Here is a 15,141-nt window from a genome sequence, read left to right as displayed (position 1 = left end):
CAGCGGCGCAAGAGGGGGGCGGGTCGGCGGCGGGTAACCCGGCATTTTCTACCACCGGCGCTCCCGGGGCCCCCGCCCGGGAGGGCCGTTGCCGGTGGTAACACCTTTCCAGCGCGTGGATCACCCGGCCCAGCGGGCTGGGGGCGCCCCCAGCAGCCGGCACAGCTCCTGCCCGGCCGAGATCAACTGCTTCAGGTGCGGTCCCTCACGGCGCTTGTCCATGAGTTCGACGGGCGCGGTGATGGTCAGGGCATAGGCCGGCGCGTCCTGCGAGTTCCAGAGGGGCACGCTGAGCGCACCGTAGCCGGGCAGCGCATCCAGCATCACGTCGGCGTGGCCGGCGGTGCGCACGTCGGCCTGGATCTTGTCCAGCAGTTGATTGCATTCGGCGGCCGTTGCCTGCTGGCCGCGCTCAGCCATGGCGATGGGCAGCGTGGCCTGCCGGGGCAACCAGGCGGCGAACACGTGGCCGCCCGCGGTGGACAGCAGGGATACCGGTCCGTTGCGCAGCTCGAACACGTGGTTGCGCGGGTCGGGCCGGTTGAACACGATGACCGGCCCCAGCGCGCTCCAGATGAGCACCGCCACGCCCAGTCCCGTGCTGTCGCTCAATGCCACGGCCCTGGTGCGGATCAGTTCGAAGTGGTCCACCTGCCGCGCGGCCGCCAGGCCGAGCGCCGCGAGGCTGGGCCCCAGGCGGTATTGGCCGCGCGTGTCCGTGCTCACCATGCCCGTGCGCACGAAGCTGGCGAGGTAGTTGTGCACGGCGCTGGGCGACATGCCGGCGCGCGCGGCGATCGTTTTCAGCGCCACGGCGTCCGGCCCCTGCTGGATCGCCGTGAGGACGCGATAGCCGAGTTCGATCGACTGGATGCCGCGCGGACCGCCGCTGCGCTCGGCCGGGGCGCCATGGCCGGAGGAAGGGGAGGTGGCATCGCTCATGTGCGTATTTTCCCGGGTGTTCCTGGCGCAATCGGGTCGTAGAATATTCTCCATTATCCAATAATTCAACAATGGAGAATTTGATAATGAAAACCCCGGTCAATGTCGACGAGTTTCGGCAGGCCATGCGCAGGGTCCCGTCCGCGGTCACGGTGGTGACGGCCGAGCACGCGGGGCACCGGCGCGGCCTGACGGCCACTGCGGTGTGCAGCGTGAGCGCCGACCCGCCGCAGGTGCTGGCCTGCGTGAACAAGGGCGGGCGGGCCCACGCCTGCATCGCGCGGGCCGATGCCTTTGCCATCAATTACCTGTCCGACGCCCAGGCGCCGGTCGCCCTGGCCTTCTCGCGCCAAGCCGACGACCCGGATGAGCGCTTCCATGCCGACGACTGGGCCAGCGGCTCGCAGGGCGTGCCCCTGTTGCGCGACGCGCTCGTGTCGTTTGCCTGCCGCGTGGTCCAGAGCGTCGACTGCGGCACCCACACCATCTTCATTGGCGAGATCCTCGAGATCCGCCAGCAGGACCAGCGCTCGCTGCTCTACAAGAGCGGCGAGTTCATGCCGGCCTGAGCCTCCGGAGTTCCGCATGGCGATCACCCGTTTGCGCCTGGCCTATCACGTCGATGGCGACGTGTCGGCCCTGAGCGCGTTCTACGAAAAGGCGCTGGGGTTCGAGTACCTGTTCCAGGACGCGGACCGCTGGCTCGAAATGAAGGTGGGCGACGCGCGCTTCGCGCTCGCGTCGCCGGCCGAAGCACCCGAGGGCGCACGCGGCCCGGTGCTCGTGTTCGAAAGCAATGACCTCGATGCCGACGCCGATGCCATCCGCCGCCACGGCGGTGAGGTGACGGGGCAGCGCGACATGGGTGCGCACGGCCGCACGCTCACCGCGTGCGATCCCTCCGGCACCGTCTTCCAGTTGTTCTCCCGCCCCAAGGCCCACCACCCATCATGACCACGCATTCCTCCCCTCCACGCGCACTGTCCTTCGGGGTCTTCGACCACATGGACCTGGGCCGGCTGCCCCTGGCCGACCAATACGAGCAGCGCCTGCAACTGGTGCAGGACTACGAGAAGGCGGGCTTCTACGCCTACCACCTGGCCGAGCACCACTCCACGCCGCTGGGCATCGCGCCATCGCCCAGCGTGTACCTGGCGGCGGTGGCGCAGCGCACCAGCCGCCTGCGCTTCGGCCCGCTGGTCTACACCCTCAGCATGCACCACCCGCTGCGTGTGGCCGAGGAGATCTGCATGCTGGACCAGATGAGTCGCGGGCGTCTGGAGGTCGGCTTCGGCCGTGGCGTGTCGCCTTACGAGATCGGCTACTACGGCGTCGATCCGGCGCAGGCGCAGAGCCTCTATCACGAGGGCTACCAGGTGATCCAGCAAGCGCTCACGCGCGATCGGGTGGACTTCACCGGCACGCACTTCAAGTTCAACGAGGTGCCGGTGGTGCTGGAGCCCTACCGCCAGACGCCTCCGCCCATCTGGTACGGCGTGGGCCTGCCCGACGGCGCCAACTGGGCGGCCGAGAACGGCATCAACATCGTGTGCAACGGGCCGGCGGCCAGCGTGCGCGCGGTCACCGATCGCTACCGCGAACGTTGGGACGCGATCGGCGCGCAGGGGCCGCTCCCGCGACTGGGCGTGAGCCGCCACGTGGTCGTCGCCGACACCGATGAGCAGGCCATGGCCATCGCCAGCCGGGCCTACCAGTTGTGGCGCGAGCGGCTGATGCACCTGTGGGTGAAGCACGGCACCAAGCCGGCGTCGCTGGCGTTCCCCGAACGATTCGAGCAGGCCCAGGCCGACGGCCTTGGCATCGCGGGCTCTCCTTCGACGGTGAGGCAGTGGGTCGAAGAGGAAGTGGCGCGCACGGGCATCAACTACCTCGTGTGTCGCCTGGCCTTTGGCGACCTGAGTTACGAGGAATCCGCTCAGTCCACCCGCCTGTTCGGTCGCCATGTGTTGACGCCGTTGGGCCAACCCTCCCGCGACACCGCCGCCGACAACAACAGCGCCGTGATGGCCTGAGTCTTTTCCCAACCCCAAACCCATGAAAGAAAGAGCGAGACAAACATGAGCAAGACAATCTGCGGCCTGGTGTGCGCCGCCGTGCTGGCCTGCACCCCCTTGTCATCCCTGGCCCAGGCCTGGCCGACCAAGACGGTCAGGATCGTGCTGCCCGGCCCGCCGGCCAGCAGCCCCGACCGCATCACGCGCGTACTCGCGGAGCGGTTGAGCAAGAAGTGGGGGCAGTCGGTCGTGGTGGACAACAAGCCCGGCGCGTCCACCCGCATCGGCGGCGAAATCGTCGCCCGCGCGGCGCCCGATGGGCACACCCTGCTGTCCACCTTCGTCACCCATTCCACCGTCAAGCTGCTGTACCCGGAAACACCGTACGACCCGGTGAAGGATTTCGTGGCCATCACCCAGTACGCCACGCCCGAGTCCATCCTGGCCGTGCGCTCGGACTCTCCCTACAAGACGCTGCAGGAACTGGTGGCAGGCATCAAGGCGGAGAAACGTCCGCTGCGGTATGCGCACTTCGGCAACGGCTCCAGCTTCCACGTCTACGGCCTGATCGTCGGGCGCGAAACCGGCATCGAGGTGCTTCCCGTGCCCTACAAGGGCGAGGCGCTGCAGATGAACGACCTGCTGGGCGGGCACGTCGAGTCGAGCTTCAACTCCGTCGGCACCGCGCTGCCGCACATCCGCTCGGGCAAGGTGCGCCCGCTGGGCATCATCACGTCGGAACGCTCCAAGGTCTTGCCGGACGTGCCGACGTTCAAGGAGCTGGGCATCAAGGGCATGGAGCGCGGCGGCTGGTTCGGCTGGCTCGCGCCGGCGGGCACGCCCAAGGCCGTGGTGGACCAGATCCAACGCGACGTGAAGGAAATCCTCGCCGACCCCGAGGTGGCGAAGTCCATGCGCGACCAGGGCATCGAGCCGGTGGGATCCACGCCCGAAGCATTCGGCCAGACGATCCGCGCGGAAGTCGAGCAGTGGGGGCAACTGCTGAAGGAGTTCAATGTCCAGGCCAACTGAGGCAGCGCTGCCGGCGGGCGTGGACCCACAACTCGTCGCGGCCCTCAAGCGCAACGAGGAGATCGTCGCGGCCCTGGGCCCGGTGGGCGCGAGCGCGGCGGCGGCGCGCGCGCAGTTCATGGCCTCGCGCGCCTGGTGGAACGAAGGTGGTCCAGCCCTCGCCATCGACCGGGACGACGCCATTGCGCTGTCGGCGCAGCGCAGCCTGCGCGTGGCGGTCTACGCCGCACAGGCCACGGACGCGCTGCGCCCGGCCTACGTCTTCCTGCATGGCGGCGGCTTCCGTCTGGGCGAACCACGATCGAGCGACCGGCAACTGCGCGAGCTGGCGCAGGCCTGGGACGGCATCGTGATCAGCCTGGACTACGCGCACCTGCCCGAAGCGGTGTTCCCGGCTGCGGTGGAAGAAACGGCGGCTGCCCTGTCATGGCTCCACGCCCATGGGGCGCGCTGGGGCATCGATCCGGCGCGCATCGCTTTCGGCGGTTCGTCCGCGGGCGCCAATGTGGCCATGGGGGCCGCTGTGCAGCTCGGCCTCGAGCGCGGCGGCTTTCTTCGCGCGGGCGCTTTCGTCGTCGGTGTGTTCGACGACGATCTCGACACGCCGTCGATGCAAGCGCATGGCGGCGGGGCGATGCTGCCCTCGCGTCAGAGTGCGGCCGCGATGTTCGGGGCTTATGCGGGGGAGCCGGGCCAGCGCTCGGACCCGCGCCTGAGCACCCGCCTGACCGACCTGAGCGCCATGCCGCCGCTGTTCCTGGCGGCGGCGGAGGTCGACGTGTACCGGGACAGCTCGGTGTTGTTGGCTCAGCGCGTGCGCGAGGCGGGGCGAAGCGCCGAGTTGAAGGTGTACCCGGGCATGACGCATCTGTTCTGGGGCTACAGCCGCCTGGTGGAAACGGCGAGGGCGTGCACGCGGGACCTCGCCGCCTTTCTCACGCGGCAGTTGCCGTTGAGGGGCTGAGCCCGTACAAGAAAAAGGCCTTGCGGAGCAAGGCCTTTTCAGGAGAGAGGTGGTGGTGTAGTTCCCCGCTAGAGGAAACTTTCCTGCCACACGGGCATTGCCACCTTAGGCGCGATTCTACACTGGCCGCGCATCCGAGGGAAAACGCCCCGCCGCCGCGTATTTCCTCGCTGCCGTAGGCAATGAACGGTCGGCGGTTCGATCCCCAAACGCGGAATCGAACTGGCCGTTCACTCGTTCCCGTCCCAGCCTGCGCCCGCGCGCCACTGACGGTCGAAACCTTCGTCCGCAGTGAGCGCCGTCAGCACCGGCAGCAGGAATTCGCGCAGCACCACGATCACCGTGGCCAGCGGCATCGGCTCCAGGGTGTTCTTGCGCAGGAACGCCTGCCACTGCCTGGCCTTCTGCTCGTCTAGACCGAACTCGTCGGTGAGGCCCAGCGGTGCGCTGGACGGGATGGCCGTGCCCCGGCGCTCGAACGTGGCGCGAATCGCCTGCGCCAGCACCGCGCCGTTGAAGTCGGAATGCCGGGCCAGAACCCACAGGTCGAAGTAGTCCTTCATCCGGCTGTTGAGGATACCGAGCTTGACTATCGCCTCCAGCTTTTCGGCGACGACGGTGTAGCGAGGATAGACCCGCAGTTGCGGCTGCGGCATGCCATCGAGGATGACCGGGTACTGCACGTTCTCCGGTGCGGGCGTGACGGCGTCGCCGAAGCCGATGTCGATCTGCACCGGACAGCGCGCGCCGTCGAGCAGGCCGATCATCGTCACCCGGACACCCGCGTAGTTCGCCTCCTTGCGGATTTCGGCGGCCTTCACGCTGTCAGCCTGAAACACGATGCCGTCATCGCTGGCGATCTGGCTGATCTCGCGGAACAGCTTTTCCAGATACGGAATATCGGTTGAACCAAAACCCAGCAGGTCGGCATCGTGCGTCGGACGATGCGGCAGGTCGAACCAGAGGTCGAACAGCAGCGCGCCTTTGAGCAGGAATTGCCCGCGCTGCTCCGAGACACTCAGGCGGTACAGCATCCGCTCCAGCGCATAGCGGGTCAGTAGCAGGTTGAAGTCGAGTTTTTCGGCTCGAGCCTTGTTGAGCAGCCGGGCACGAACCGACGCGGCGACGTTGCGCTGGTTCATGCCAGGCTCTCCAGATAGGGACGCATCACGTTGGCGACGCGGTCGATCTTGGCGTAGTGCCAGATTTCATCGCTGGTCATGCGCTTGCCGTTCCACGCATCGCGCAGCGCCTCCAGAGCCACGTCGAGGCCGATCTTGTTGCGGTACTTGAAGCAGTCGGCCACGGTCTTGGCGACGCCCGTGACGCGGACGGTGACGCCATCGACGACGTGTTCCTCCACGCCCTCGGTCAGCGCCGCGCCGGAGAAGCGCACGAGGCGCAGCGGCGGGTAGTCCAGCTTTGGCGTGGCCGCCTTGTTGTCGATGGCCAGCCAGACCTCGAAAGGGGCCTGCGTCGTCAGGTCGTGGAAGCGCAGCGCCGACAGCAGGCACACCACGCCCTTGGGCACGCGGCGGGCGACCTCGGCCAGCGTGCCGTGTGCCGACACCGGACGCGCCGCGAGGCCGTACAGGCCGCGCCCGACGCGCTCCAGTTGCCCGCGCCGCACCGCCCGCGTCAGGGCCACCCGTGGGATGCCCAGCGGAGCCAGATCGTGCGGGCGCAGCAGTCCCTGCGCGCGCACCAGTTCCAGCAGCTTGTCGGCGGTCGTGTCCATGATTCAGCATATTGTTCCATAACATCGGCAGTTGTCAATAACAACCGATGGATAGGAACCCGCGCCACTGGGCGCGCAACCCGGACGAGGAGAACGCCTCACTGACGGATCGAGGTCAAGCGTACCCCGCATGCGGGCGCGGCAGCAGTGCCGTCGCGGTTTCCAGCACCCCTTTGCATGGAGACCCAGACGATGACCCGACGCTGCGCCTGCTGCGGCAAGCCTTTCGCACCCCGCCCGCAAGTTCCTGACCAAGCCTACTGCTCCGACCCGGACTGCCAGCGCGCCCGCAAGCGCCAGTGGCAGCGGGCCAAGCTCCAGTCCGATCCCGACTACCGGGGCAACCAGCGCGCCGCGCAGCATGCGTGGTCGCAGCGCAATCCGGACTACTGGCGCGACTACCGCGCCGACCGTCCTGACTACGCGCAGCGCAACCGTGAGCAGCAGCGGCTGCGCAACGCCAGTGTGCGGAATCAGGGGGCAGACGTCGATCTTGCAAAGATGGACGTGTGCGACCTGCCGCCGGGCCTCTACCGCATCACACGCCACCCGGCGTTTCCGAGGGAAAGCGGCGCTTCGTGGGTCGTCGAGATCACGCCGGTGGCCGTGACGTGTCCGCGCAAGATGGACGTGTCAAGAGAGGACGTGATCGACGCATCGGCGATCTGCCCGTAACTTCGCCTCCAAACGGGTTCTCGAACATCCTGCATGGCAACGATTCCAACCGTCTGCGCGACCGTTCTCGTGATCTTCACGGAGCGGCAGCGCAGCCAATGAAGGGAGCGGCAGACCCGAAACGTCAACCATCAAAGTGGCCGGGTCTATGCAATCGAACGAATCGCCTCCAAGCCCGACAGGATCGGGGCCGGTGTACCGCGCCGCGCAGTACGTGCGCATGTCCACCGAGCACCAGCAATACTCCACGGAGAACCAGGGCGACAAAATCCGCGAGTACGCCGCCCGGCGCAACATCGAGATCGTCCGCACCTACGCCGACGAGGGAAAGAGTGGGCTGCGCATCGATGGGCGACAGGCGCTCCAGCAACTGATCGCCGATGTGCAGGCGGGCAAAGCTGACTTCCAGATCATCCTCGTCTATGACGTCAGCCGCTGGGGCCGGTTTCAGGACGCGGATGAAAGCGCGTACTACGAGTACATCTGCCGCCGCGCCGGGATTCAGGTCGCCTACTGCGCCGAGCAGTTCGAGAACGACGGCTCACCGGTGTCCACCATCGTCAAGGGCGTCAAGCGCGCGATGGCGGGCGAGTACAGCCGCGAGCTGTCGGCAAAGGTGTTCGCGGGCCAGTGCCGCCTGATCGAACTTGGATTCAGGCAAGGCGGGCCAGCGGGCTACGGCCTGCGCCGCGTGCTGATCGACCAGTCCGGTTCGGTGAAGGGCGAACTTTCGCGCGGCGAGCACAAGAGCCTGCAAACCGACCGCGTGATCTTGCAGCCCGGCCCTGATGCCGAAGTCGCCGTCGTGAACCAGATCTACCGCTGGTTCGTCGAGAACGCGCTGTTCGAATCGGAGATCGCCGAACGGCTCAACGCCAAGGGCATCCAGACCGACCTCGGGCGCGACTGGACGCGCGCCACCGTCCGGGAAGTCCTGTCGAACGAAAAATACATCGGCAACAACGTCTACAACCGGCGCTCCTTCAAACTCAAGAAAGTGCGGGTCGTGAACCAGCCGGAGATGTGGATCAAGAAAGAAGGCGCGTTCGAGGGCATCGTGCCGCCCGACCTGTTTTACACCGCGCAGGGCATCTTGCGCGCACGGGCATACCGCTTCAGCAACGAGGAATTGATCGAGAAGCTGCGGCGGCTGTTCCAGCAGCACGGTTACCTCTCTGGCCTGATCATCGACGAAGCGGAAGGCATGCCGTCTTCGGCGGCCTACGCGCATCGCTTCGGAAGTCTCATTCGTGCTTACCAGACGGTCGGGTTCACGCCGGATCGGGACTACCAGTATCTGGAGGTCAACCAGTTTCTGCGCCGCCTGCACCCGGAGATCGTCGGCGAGACTGAGCGGATGATCGCCGAGGTCGGCGGCGCGGTCGTGCGCGATCCGGCGAGCGACCTGCTCACTGTCAACCGCGAATTCACCGTTTCGCTCGTGCTCTCGCGCTGCCAGTTGCAAGACAACGGACGCAGGCGGTGGAAAGTGCGCTTCGACACCAGCCTGACGCCGGACATCACCGTCGCCGTCCGGCTCGACGAAACGAACCAAGCACCGCTGGACTACTACCTGCTGCCGCGTCTGGACTTCGGCCAGTCGGGCATCCATCTGGCCGATCACAACGGCCTTGAATTCGAGAGCTACCGCTTCGACAGCCTGGACTATCTCTACAGCATGGCCGAGCGCAGCCGCTTGAGGAGAGTCGCATGACGAAGAAGCACCACGCCACCGATCTGCAAATGATCCCGGTCGATCAGATCGCCGTGCTCAACCCGCGTGACCGCAATGGTCGCGTGTTCGAGGAGATCGTCGGCAACATCAAAAGCCTTGGCCTGAAAAAGCCAGTCACGGTCACGCCGCGTGACGATCTGGAGGACGGCAAACGCTACTTGCTGATCTGCGGCGAAGGCAGGCTAAAGGCGTTCAAGTCGCTTGGCGAGGAGGAAATCCCGGCGCTGGTCGTCGCGGTCAATGACGAAGATGCCTTCATCATGAGCCTGACCGAGAACATCGCCCGCAGGAAATACAGCGCGCTGGAACTGTTGATGAGCATCGAGCAGTTGAGCGAACAGGGTTACGACAAGCGCGTCATCGCCCAGAAGACCGGCCTGAGCCTCGACTACATCAAGGGCATCCTGCTGCTTTTCGAGAAAGGTGAGGAACGGCTGCTGGCTGCCGTGGAGTCCGGACGGGTTCCGCTCAACGTCGCCATCACCATCGCGGGGGCCAGCGACGAGGAATCCGTCCAGACCGCCTTGCAGGATGCCTACGAAAGCGGCCAGTTGCGCGGCGGGCAGTTGATGCAGGTGCGGCGCGTGCTTCAGCGGCGCAGCACTCTCGGAAAGACGCTGAAACACCGGCCCGCGCGCAAAGGAGCGGCCGTCACCACCTCCAGTCTGGTGCGCAACTACCAGAACGAGGTCGAGCGGCAGAAACTGACCATCAAAAAGGCTGAGTTCACGCAGCAACGCATGTTGTTCGTGATCGAAGCGCTGCGCCAGTTGCTGGCCGACGAGCATTTTTCCAACCTGCTGCGTGCCGAAGGGCTGGACACCTTGCCCAAGCAGCTGGCGGAACGCGTCTGGGGCGGAGGCCACGCGGCATGAGCAAACCACCGCTGGGGTTCATTCCGGAGCCGATCACACTGGCGCTGGATCGGATTCTTCCGTCCCGCAAACCGCCGGAAGGTCTCCAGGCATCGCGGAAGTTCAAGCAGATCGTGGCCTCGATGGAAGCCGTCGGGCTGATCGAACCCCTGAGCGTAGGCAAGGCCGACAAGAAAACCGGTCAGCACATCCTGCTTGATGGCCACATGCGGTTGCTGGCGTTGCAGCAGCTCGGCTACACCGACGCGCCGTGCCTGATCGCCACTGACGATGAAAGCTACACCTATAACAACCGGATCAACCGCATCTCGTCCATTCAGGAGCACCACATGCTCCGGCGCGCGGTCGAGCGTGGCGTGACGCAAGATCGGCTGGCGAAGGCGCTGAACGTGGACATCAGCCAGATCCACAAGAAGGTCGGCCTGCTTGAAGGCATCTGCCCGGAGGCGGTCGAGATGCTCAAGGATCAGCATTTTTCGGCCAACCTCGGCTCGGTGCTGCGCAAGATGAAGCCCACGCGGCAGGTCGAGTGCGTGGAACTGATGCTGACCGCCAACAACATGACCGTCGCTTACGCCGAAGCCTTGCTGGCGGCTACGCCTCCACATCTGCTGGTCAGCGAAAAGCGACCCCGGAAGCTCTCCGGCGTCACGGCGGAACAGATGGTAAAGATGGAGCGCGAAATGGGAAACATCCAAAACCAATTGAAGCTGGTCGAGAAGTCCTACGGTCAGGACGTGCTGCTTCTGACGCTGGCGCGCGGCTACCTCGGCAAACTGATCGGCAACAAAGCCGTGTTCCGCTTCCTGTCACAACGCCAGCCGGACGTTCTGGCCGAGTTCGAGAATATCGTCCAGACCGTGGCGCTGGACGGCAAATGACGAATGCGCCGGATCATCGATGTCACCCCGGCATCTCATGCCACGTCACCGCTTGACGCCACCGATGACAACGACGGTGCAGCCGTGGCCGCGCACCGCAATGCCCCGCAACCTGATCCGGCCTGTCTCTACGGCCTGATCGGCGATGTGGCCCGCGCGGGCAGCGACGGCACGGAGACCAACGCCTACGCCATCGCCGCCAACTTCATGGCCTACCTGTCCTGCGCGGTTGGGCGCGGCGTGTACCTGCCCATCGGCAACACCCGGCACCACGCGCGCCTGTTCTGCCTGCACATCGGGCGTTCAGGCCGTGGTCGCAAGGGCGACGCGGTGTCGCTGGTGCTGCGCATCGATCAGGTGCTACGGGCGATGGACGAAGCCTTCGCGCCGCAGATTCACCGTGGCGGTTTGTCCACACGCGAAGGGCTGGCGGCGCTGATCCACGACGGCTACCGGCAAGGTCGGCAGAACGTGCTCGCCATCGAGGACAAGCGCCTGTGGGTGGTCGAATCGGAGTTCGCCAACGTGCTGCATCAAGGGCGGCGCGACGGCAACACGCTGTCGGCGGCGCTGCGCGACTGTTGGGATGGCGTCGATCTCAAGCCCGCCACTAAGTCGAACCGGCTCTACGCCAGTGACCCGCACGTCTGCCTGAGTGGTGCGATCTCGCCGGGCGAGCTGACCGGCCTGATGAGCGCCCGCGAACTGACCAACGGCTTCGCCAACCGCTTCCTGATAATCTGGGCCGAACGCACGCGGATGCTGCCGTTCCCGAAGGAAACGCCGCAGGTCGTGGTCGAGCAGTTGGCGCGCAGGACGTTGGAGGTGTTGGCTTTTGTCCGCGCCGACCGGCACGACGAGCGTGACCACCTGCGGATGGAACTGTCGCCGCAGGCGCAGTGGCGCTACGCCCAGCTCTACCGGGGTGAGTTGAACGGCGACCTCGGCGACGGCGTCATCGGGGCGCTGCTGGAACGCCGCGCTCCTATGCTGCTCCGGTTGGCGATGCTGATGGCGCTGACCGACTCGCAAACCCGCATCGACGCCCAGCACATCGACGCGGCGATGGCGTGGATTCGGCATGCCACGGCATCCGTGCGCTTCGTGTTCGTCAGCGCCGCCGAGGAAGTCAGGCTCGCGCAGGTGCTGGAGCTATCGAACCGGGTGTTGGCCTTCCTGCGCGAACGCGGTCAGGCCACGCGCAGCCAGATCAGCGCCGAGTGTTTCAAGGGCAAGGTGCCGAAGGCGCGTCTCGACGCCAGTCTGGAGCACCTGCTGGCCAGTACACCGCCGAAGATCACGGTGCAGTGGGGCGAACGCGCCGACGGTGCGCCGGGTGCGCCACTGCGGGTGTACCGGCTGACGGCTGGGTAGCCTGGGGGATTTTTTCGCTGGTTTCGCCGGAGCGGATCAACCGCAAGTGCTTGTCACGGCACTAATTTCGCTGGTTTCGCTAATTTCGCGCCGATCAATTGCCATCCAGTCCTGCCGACGTGGATGCTCCCTTTACCTTCAAATGCCGGCACGAATAGCGTTGCGCACCCCAAGATACGGCAAAGGTTTCCGAAACCTCGTACCAGCTTCCACCAGGGTGGCCGCCGCCGTGGTTCTCACCCATGCACGAACATTCGCAATGGAAGCCTTCCGCGTTCCAGCAGGCCGGAGCGCATTTCTGCTGCGCCCGGTATAGCTGGATCACATATACCTCCCGATGCCGTCTCAGCGATAGCTTGATGACACTGTCGAACCATGCGGTCGGTATCTCCCAAGCTTTGAACTGGCTACTCCACTTGGGTTTCGAGCGCCGATCATCTCGAAGCCATTCCATGTTTCCTTCAGCGAAGGGAACGCGCACAAGAACCGGAAGTGGCTTATTGCGCTTGAAGATGACCGGGATTTTCCCCTGACGCCAAATTGCCTTCAGCTGCGAGTCGCTCAAATCCTGCGACATGAGAGACTCGCCGCCCAGCCTTAACGCTGCTTGTTGGCTTGGGAAAGAACTGAGGCTGCCAGTTCTTTTGTGTCGTTGGCGTAGCGGTCACTGGCCAGCACACGGGCGGCTACGTCTTCCATTTTCGCCCCGGTCTGCTTGTCACCACTACGCTGGGCGAGGGCCGACGCGGCAAGGCTCTTGGCGATTTGTGACGATCCGCTGTTTTGCAGCGTTTCGGATGCGAGCCTGCCGATTCGCGTGGACGTCTGTTTCGTGTTCTTGGACATCATGGCTCCTTTCATATCAGGATTTGGACAGCGGGCGAAACGGCACCACCTTGTTACCTAGAGCCGGATGGTCATCAGCCGGTTTCTGGGTTGCTTTCAGTCGCGCAAACTCAACGACATTGGTCTTGCCCTGGAAGTAGCCTTCGGGCAGTCCAGCGAGTGCTTCTACATCCCCCGCAGCCAGGCCGATGTGCCTCGGGATGGCTTCCAAGGGCATGACCTTCTCTTCGACCAGCAAATCAATCGTGCGACGAAGCAGGCGAGGCTGCTCAGGTTTGCGATCACCGTCACCCGGTTCCGATTTCGCCCCCCAACGCGCAGAGCGGCGCTTGAAAAGCATCAAGGCACCCTCTTCATCCAGCAGCTCAAGTGCCTTCAGGCGCATGATGATCGCTGCGGCAGACACACCCCACCGGCGCTTCAGCAGCAGCAAATCATCCAGCGTCGGTGGTACGCGAACCTCGGTGGCGAAAGTTTCGGCAGGCAGCAAAAAAGCGCCTGCAAAGTGGTGTGCCTGTTTTTCCATCAGCTTGTGACGGGCACTATCCGTCGTGCGCTGAATGTGACGATGCAAAACAAGATGCCCGACCTCATGGGCGAGATCGAAGCGACTGCGGTATCCATTGTCTTTGTCAGCAGACAGGAGGATGAGCGGGCGACCCAGCACCTCGCTCCAAGCCGAAAGCCCCTCAATCTGCGCAATGCCCGTTTCTTCTCGGACGAGAATGACACCAGCGCCTTCCACGGCCAGCGCCAAGTCTTGAATCGCCGAACGGCCCAGACGCCACAGATCCCGGCATTCGCAGGCAGCTTTCTCGATGTCCTCGGCAGTGATCTCTTCCGGATCGGTGTAATTGCGAGAAGGCAAGTTGACTACGGGGTAGTCAACGTACTCCATCAATGCGGTGGCCACGTCCTGTGCCCACTCAAGGCGGGCCTCAAGCATTGCTCGCGCCGCGACGTGTGCAGAAGCGTTGCTGCGGAAAAGCGGCAACGACAGCTTCGCGCCGGGTGCGCGCGTAAACCATTCCGGCGTGACATTGACCACGCCGGCGAGACGGTCGAGTGCATCGCGTTCTGGAGCCTGTGTTCCCGCGCGCCACTTACTGATAGTCGCAGGCGATACCTCTACCATCGACGCCAGCTGTACTTGGGTCAGGCGACGCGCAGCAAGAATCTGGCCGAGCCGATCCTTCTGGAATCCTTGTACTCCGCCCCGGCTCATGATCCTGTTCCGTCTTTGTCCTGCTGCTTTCCGATGTTCTTCTTCAGCTTCGGCATGGCCAGGTCATCCTGCGCTGTCGTCGGCTTCTGGTCGTACCGCTTGACGAACAAATCGACAGGCTCCCGAAAGAGCCAGCTTTCCATGTTCCGGTCTGGTACCGCAATTTGGATTGAGACAGGGGTTTCCGGTTGAACGTGCAGCGACCCGGCAAAGCAGGCTACAAGAAAAACAACCGCATCCGATGGCGACACATAGTCCGAAAACAGTTCTGGTTGAACCAACGGCTCAATGGCCGCGTTTGCCAAGGACATCTGTTTGCGCGTCTCGCTGCGCCGACCGCTATTCCAAACCCCGTACTTGGTGTTGAAGCGCGCCAAGGTGAAGATCCCCGCCCGGCCCGTGATGATCTGGTTGCCACGCAGCGGCGACGGAGACGCCCCGCCTACGGAGAGCGCCCGATGAAATGACTCGTTCATGTGGAAGTGACGCAGCTGGCCGACCACACTGGGCAGGTGCCCATCATCCATTCCTCGTGCTGCGGCATAGGCGCGCTGGGCACCGACCAGCTTGGCTTCTTCGAGGCCCATGACAAGCTCACGCGGGATGTTCCTTACGAGCAGGTCATGGATCGTTTCTTGGGTCGGCTTAGCCATTGGCAACTCCATAGGAGGATTTCGCATATCAAGATTCTATATCAAAAAACTTTCGTTTAACAAGCAATCCTTCAAAGAACGCTTAGGGGTGGCAGCTTGGCAGCGACATCGCTGAGACACAGGCGTGTCTTCCGTTCCCAGCGTCATTGGACATGCATTGGTACCTCGGCCCAGGTAGCACGAAAG

General features: G+C 64.6%; 17 protein-coding genes. 10 read left to right on the top strand and 7 right to left on the bottom strand.

Annotated features, from left to right (window positions below; translation table 11 throughout):
- Positions 1-120: 120 nt before the first annotated feature.
- Positions 121-942, bottom strand: a complete 822-nt coding sequence (locus BN948_RS25510) for an IclR family transcriptional regulator (protein WP_009519811.1) — start codon at positions 940-942, stop codon at positions 121-123.
- Between the two features lie 86 nt (positions 943-1,028).
- On the opposite strand from BN948_RS25510, the gene BN948_RS07285 reads away from it, so the two are divergent.
- Genes BN948_RS07285 through BN948_RS07265 form a run of 5 tightly spaced genes read left to right on the top strand, consistent with a single transcriptional unit; the run spans position 1,029 to position 4,953 of the window.
- Positions 1,029-1,511: a flavin reductase family protein gene (locus BN948_RS07285; protein WP_009519810.1), complete on the top strand. Its 483-nt coding sequence runs from the start codon at positions 1,029-1,031 to the stop codon at positions 1,509-1,511.
- Positions 1,512-1,527: 16 nt separating this feature from the next.
- Positions 1,528-1,896, top strand: a complete 369-nt coding sequence (locus tag BN948_RS07280) for a VOC family protein (RefSeq protein ID WP_009519809.1) — start codon at positions 1,528-1,530, stop codon at positions 1,894-1,896.
- Positions 1,893-2,975, top strand: coding sequence for an LLM class flavin-dependent oxidoreductase (locus BN948_RS07275; protein ID WP_009519808.1), 1,083 nt, complete (start codon positions 1,893-1,895; stop codon positions 2,973-2,975). Before BN948_RS07280 ends, BN948_RS07275 begins: the two co-directional genes overlap by 4 nt.
- 45 nt (positions 2,976-3,020) lie before the next feature.
- Positions 3,021-3,989: a Bug family tripartite tricarboxylate transporter substrate binding protein gene (locus tag BN948_RS07270; RefSeq protein WP_009519807.1), complete on the top strand. Its 969-nt coding sequence runs from the start codon at positions 3,021-3,023 to the stop codon at positions 3,987-3,989.
- Complete coding sequence (locus BN948_RS07265) at positions 3,973-4,953, top strand: alpha/beta hydrolase fold domain-containing protein (protein ID WP_009519806.1); 981 nt, start codon at positions 3,973-3,975, stop codon at positions 4,951-4,953. Before BN948_RS07270 ends, BN948_RS07265 begins: the two co-directional genes overlap by 17 nt.
- A gap of 230 nt (positions 4,954-5,183) precedes the next feature.
- Here BN948_RS07265 and BN948_RS07260 read toward each other — a convergent pair whose 3' ends face one another.
- Together BN948_RS07260 and BN948_RS07255 are read right to left on the bottom strand one after the other, a co-directional pair.
- Positions 5,184-6,095: a nucleotidyl transferase AbiEii/AbiGii toxin family protein gene (locus BN948_RS07260; RefSeq protein ID WP_009519805.1), complete on the bottom strand. Its 912-nt coding sequence runs from the start codon at positions 6,093-6,095 to the stop codon at positions 5,184-5,186.
- Entirely contained in the window at positions 6,092-6,691 is a 600-nt protein-coding gene (locus BN948_RS07255; RefSeq protein ID WP_009519804.1) for a type IV toxin-antitoxin system AbiEi family antitoxin domain-containing protein, read from the bottom strand. The genes BN948_RS07260 and BN948_RS07255 overlap by 4 nt, the downstream gene beginning before the upstream one ends.
- Before the next feature lie 192 nt (positions 6,692-6,883).
- Between BN948_RS07255 and BN948_RS07250 the strand changes: the two genes are divergently transcribed.
- The 5 genes from BN948_RS07250 (at position 6,884) to BN948_RS07230 (ending at position 12,231) form a co-directional block, all read left to right on the top strand.
- Positions 6,884-7,366 (top strand): hypothetical protein, encoded by a 483-nt coding sequence (locus BN948_RS07250; protein WP_009519803.1) that lies wholly within the window; start codon positions 6,884-6,886, stop codon positions 7,364-7,366.
- 148 nt (positions 7,367-7,514) lie between these two features.
- Positions 7,515-9,080, top strand: coding sequence for a recombinase family protein (locus tag BN948_RS07245; protein ID WP_050980711.1), 1,566 nt, complete (start codon positions 7,515-7,517; stop codon positions 9,078-9,080).
- Positions 9,077-9,976 (top strand): plasmid partitioning protein RepB C-terminal domain-containing protein, encoded by a 900-nt coding sequence (locus BN948_RS07240; RefSeq protein WP_009519801.1) that lies wholly within the window; start codon positions 9,077-9,079, stop codon positions 9,974-9,976. Before BN948_RS07245 ends, BN948_RS07240 begins: the two co-directional genes overlap by 4 nt.
- Positions 9,973-10,857: a plasmid partitioning protein RepB C-terminal domain-containing protein gene (locus tag BN948_RS07235; RefSeq protein WP_009519800.1), complete on the top strand. Its 885-nt coding sequence runs from the start codon at positions 9,973-9,975 to the stop codon at positions 10,855-10,857. Before BN948_RS07240 ends, BN948_RS07235 begins: the two co-directional genes overlap by 4 nt.
- Before the next feature lie 3 nt (positions 10,858-10,860).
- A complete protein-coding gene (locus tag BN948_RS07230) occupies positions 10,861-12,231 on the top strand; it encodes a YfjI family protein (RefSeq protein WP_035620928.1) in 1,371 nt (456 codons plus the stop codon).
- A gap of 94 nt (positions 12,232-12,325) precedes the next feature.
- Here BN948_RS07230 and BN948_RS26075 read toward each other — a convergent pair whose 3' ends face one another.
- From BN948_RS26075 to BN948_RS07215, 4 genes are read right to left on the bottom strand one after another with little or no spacing between them, the layout of a single operon-like run.
- Positions 12,326-12,808, bottom strand: a complete 483-nt coding sequence (locus BN948_RS26075; protein ID WP_081921890.1) for a hypothetical protein — start codon at positions 12,806-12,808, stop codon at positions 12,326-12,328.
- A gap of 20 nt (positions 12,809-12,828) precedes the next feature.
- On the bottom strand, positions 12,829-13,080 hold the full coding sequence (locus BN948_RS07225; protein WP_236953915.1) for a hypothetical protein: 252 nt from the start codon (positions 13,078-13,080) through the stop codon (positions 12,829-12,831).
- Between the two features lie 13 nt (positions 13,081-13,093).
- The gene (locus BN948_RS07220) at positions 13,094-14,302 is read right to left on the bottom strand and encodes an XRE family transcriptional regulator (RefSeq protein ID WP_009519797.1); all 1,209 of its coding nucleotides are present in this window, start codon (positions 14,300-14,302) and stop codon (positions 13,094-13,096) included.
- Positions 14,299-14,955, bottom strand: a complete 657-nt coding sequence (locus BN948_RS07215; protein ID WP_009519796.1) for a hypothetical protein — start codon at positions 14,953-14,955, stop codon at positions 14,299-14,301. The genes BN948_RS07220 and BN948_RS07215 overlap by 4 nt, the downstream gene beginning before the upstream one ends.
- Between the last annotated feature and the right edge of the window lie 186 nt (positions 14,956-15,141).

Source organism: Hydrogenophaga intermedia (assembly GCF_000723405.1).
Classification (GTDB): domain Bacteria; phylum Pseudomonadota; class Gammaproteobacteria; order Burkholderiales; family Burkholderiaceae_C; genus Hydrogenophaga; species Hydrogenophaga intermedia.
This window is presented reverse-complemented; position numbering and strand designations above follow the sequence as displayed.

Excerpts from the sequence above, each read along its gene's own strand:
- BN948_RS25510 (WP_009519811.1), bottom strand. The coding sequence starts at position 942 with ATGAGCGATGCCACCTCCCCTTCCTCCGGCCATGGCGCCCCGGCCGAG.
- BN948_RS07285 (WP_009519810.1), top strand. The coding sequence starts at position 1,029 with ATGAAAACCCCGGTCAATGTCGACGAGTTTCGGCAGGCCATGCGCAGG.
- BN948_RS07280 (WP_009519809.1), top strand. The coding sequence starts at position 1,528 with ATGGCGATCACCCGTTTGCGCCTGGCCTATCACGTCGATGGCGACGTG.
- BN948_RS07275 (WP_009519808.1), top strand. The coding sequence starts at position 1,893 with ATGACCACGCATTCCTCCCCTCCACGCGCACTGTCCTTCGGGGTCTTC.
- BN948_RS07270 (WP_009519807.1), top strand. The coding sequence starts at position 3,021 with ATGAGCAAGACAATCTGCGGCCTGGTGTGCGCCGCCGTGCTGGCCTGC.
- BN948_RS07265 (WP_009519806.1), top strand. The coding sequence starts at position 3,973 with ATGTCCAGGCCAACTGAGGCAGCGCTGCCGGCGGGCGTGGACCCACAA.
- BN948_RS07260 (WP_009519805.1), bottom strand. The coding sequence starts at position 6,095 with ATGAACCAGCGCAACGTCGCCGCGTCGGTTCGTGCCCGGCTGCTCAAC.
- BN948_RS07255 (WP_009519804.1), bottom strand. The coding sequence starts at position 6,691 with ATGGACACGACCGCCGACAAGCTGCTGGAACTGGTGCGCGCGCAGGGA.
- BN948_RS07250 (WP_009519803.1), top strand. The coding sequence starts at position 6,884 with ATGACCCGACGCTGCGCCTGCTGCGGCAAGCCTTTCGCACCCCGCCCG.
- BN948_RS07245 (WP_050980711.1), top strand. The coding sequence starts at position 7,515 with ATGCAATCGAACGAATCGCCTCCAAGCCCGACAGGATCGGGGCCGGTG.
- BN948_RS07240 (WP_009519801.1), top strand. The coding sequence starts at position 9,077 with ATGACGAAGAAGCACCACGCCACCGATCTGCAAATGATCCCGGTCGAT.
- BN948_RS07235 (WP_009519800.1), top strand. The coding sequence starts at position 9,973 with ATGAGCAAACCACCGCTGGGGTTCATTCCGGAGCCGATCACACTGGCG.
- BN948_RS07230 (WP_035620928.1), top strand. The coding sequence starts at position 10,861 with ATGCGCCGGATCATCGATGTCACCCCGGCATCTCATGCCACGTCACCG.
- BN948_RS26075 (WP_081921890.1), bottom strand. The coding sequence starts at position 12,808 with ATGTCGCAGGATTTGAGCGACTCGCAGCTGAAGGCAATTTGGCGTCAG.
- BN948_RS07225 (WP_236953915.1), bottom strand. The coding sequence starts at position 13,080 with ATGATGTCCAAGAACACGAAACAGACGTCCACGCGAATCGGCAGGCTC.
- BN948_RS07220 (WP_009519797.1), bottom strand. The coding sequence starts at position 14,302 with ATGAGCCGGGGCGGAGTACAAGGATTCCAGAAGGATCGGCTCGGCCAG.
- BN948_RS07215 (WP_009519796.1), bottom strand. The coding sequence starts at position 14,955 with ATGGCTAAGCCGACCCAAGAAACGATCCATGACCTGCTCGTAAGGAAC.